General features: G+C 69.9%; 1 protein-coding gene and 2 pseudogenes. 1 reads left to right on the top strand and 2 read right to left on the bottom strand.

Annotation, left to right across the window (positions count from 1 at the left end; genetic code table 11):
- A pseudogene (locus ACFWEK_RS21420) lies at positions 1 to 208 on the top strand (hypothetical protein); the annotation flags it as partial.
- Here the strand turns inward: ACFWEK_RS21420 and ACFWEK_RS21425 are convergent.
- Both ACFWEK_RS21425 and ACFWEK_RS21430 read right to left on the bottom strand, forming a co-directional pair.
- Positions 195 to 1505: an ABC transporter substrate-binding protein gene (locus ACFWEK_RS21425; protein ID WP_430548510.1), complete on the bottom strand. Its 1311-nt coding sequence runs from the start codon at positions 1503 to 1505 to the stop codon at positions 195 to 197. The pseudogene ACFWEK_RS21420 and the gene ACFWEK_RS21425 sit on opposite strands and share 14 nt — an antisense overlap.
- A 94-nt stretch (positions 1506 to 1599) precedes the next feature.
- Positions 1600 to 1694, bottom strand: a pseudogene (locus tag ACFWEK_RS21430) (carbohydrate ABC transporter permease); the annotation flags it as partial.

A 1694-nucleotide genomic window follows, 5' to 3' on the forward strand; every position in this document is an offset into this window, starting at 1 on the left:
GACGCAGGCCTCCGGCGGCGGTCTCGGTGATCTGCTGGGCGGCCTGCTCGGCGGCAGCAGCAACACCGGCGGGCTCGGCGGCATGATCGGCGACGCCCTGTCGAAGAACGCGGGAGGTGCGCTGGGCCGGCTCCGTGCCGGCCCGGGGGGCGTCGTCAGCAGGTCTCGTCAGCAGGTCTCGTCAGCGGGAGCCGTCACTGCGCCTTGACGGTGTCCTGCACGTACGCGAACCACTGCTCCACGAACTGGTCCTCGGTGAGCTTGCCGTACTGCATCTCCTCGGAGAGACGGGCCATCTCGGCCTCGATCTCGCCGTAGCCCTCGACCGGCACCGGCGCGGGCTCGGTGACGTCGTCGGCGTTGGCGTCCTCGTAGCCGATGAGGCGGGAGTCGGGAGAGCCGTCCTCCAGCTTCATCGCGTCCTTCTGGGCGTCCGTCGCCGGCACCCCCTTGGAGGTACCGAAGATCTCGCCGACCTGCGGGTCGTTGGTCATGAAGTCGATGAACGCGGCCGCCGCGTCCGGGTGCGAGGAGCTGGCCGACGCCGAGAGCATGACGCCGGAGTGCCAGTACATCTTCTTGCCGTCGTCACCCGTAGGGATGGGCATGAGGTCGAGGTCGTCGCTGCCGAGCTCGGCCACGTAGTTGGGCATCAGCGTGTCCCAGTTGGCCTCGGCCACGACCTCGCTCGAGTTCAGGCCGGTCTTGGGCTCGAGCTGCGCCGCGCGCTGCGGGGGGAAGAACGCCTTGGACTCGCGCAGCGGTGCCCACAGGTCGGCCCAGGCCTGCACGTCCTCCTGGGTGAAGGCGATCTGGCCGTCGTCGGTGAACGGGGCCTTGCCCTGCTGCACCAGCCACTGCTGGAACCACGGGCTGTTCCCCGTCATGTCGCCGATGGGGTACACCTGCGGGTCGTGCTTCGCGCCGGCCTCGGCGACGTCGCCGAACCAGGCGACCAGGTCGTCCCAGGTGTAGCCCTCGGCCGGGGGCTCCATGCCGAGCTCCTTGAGGAGCTTCGTGTTGTAGATGATCGACTGGGTGTTGAGGCTGACCGGGACGGCGTACGTCGTGCCCTCGATCTGGCCCGACGCGAGCGCGGTGTCGTCGACGCCGTCGACGTCGAGGTTGACGCCCACCTGGCCGTCCAGCTCCGCGAGCTGGCCCGTGGCGCCGTACTGACGTACGTAGCCCGCGTCCATCTGGACGACGTCGGGCAGGGCGCTGCCCGCGGCCTCGGTGGAGCGCGCCGTCCAGTAGTCGTCCCAGGACTGGAACTGCGTCTGGATGGTGATGTTCGGGTACTTCTCCTCGAAGGCGTCGATCGCCTTCTCGTACCGCGCGGCGCGGTCGTCGTTGCCCCACCAGGCGAACGACAGCGTGATGTCGTCGTCCGTGGAGACCTTGGCGGCCGGGCCGGCGTCGGCCCCGCCGTTGCCGCAGGCGGCGGTCAGGCCGACCGTGACGGCGATGGCGGCGACGGCGCCGGAGAGTCGTGCGAGCTTCATGGTTCCTCCGTCCCGCAGCTCTGCGGGGGTCGGGCCCGGGCGGTCGTTCCGCCGCGGGCTGGTTCGGTGGGTGGTGCAGGAGCAGCGGCGGACGTCAGCCCTTGAGGCCTTGGGTGGCGACGCCGTCGACGATGTAGCGCTGGAAGAGGATGAAGAAGATCATCACGGGTAGCAGGGCGAGGACGGCCA

The organism is Isoptericola sp. NPDC060257 (assembly GCF_042726645.1).
GTDB classification, from domain to species: Bacteria; Actinomycetota; Actinomycetes; order Actinomycetales; family Cellulomonadaceae; genus Isoptericola; species Isoptericola nanjingensis.

What these genes read in the sequence shown, in the direction of transcription:
- ACFWEK_RS21425 (WP_430548510.1), bottom strand. Translation starts at nt 1,505, where the DNA reads ATGAAGCTCGCACGACTCTCCGGCGCCGTCGCCGCCATCGCCGTCACG.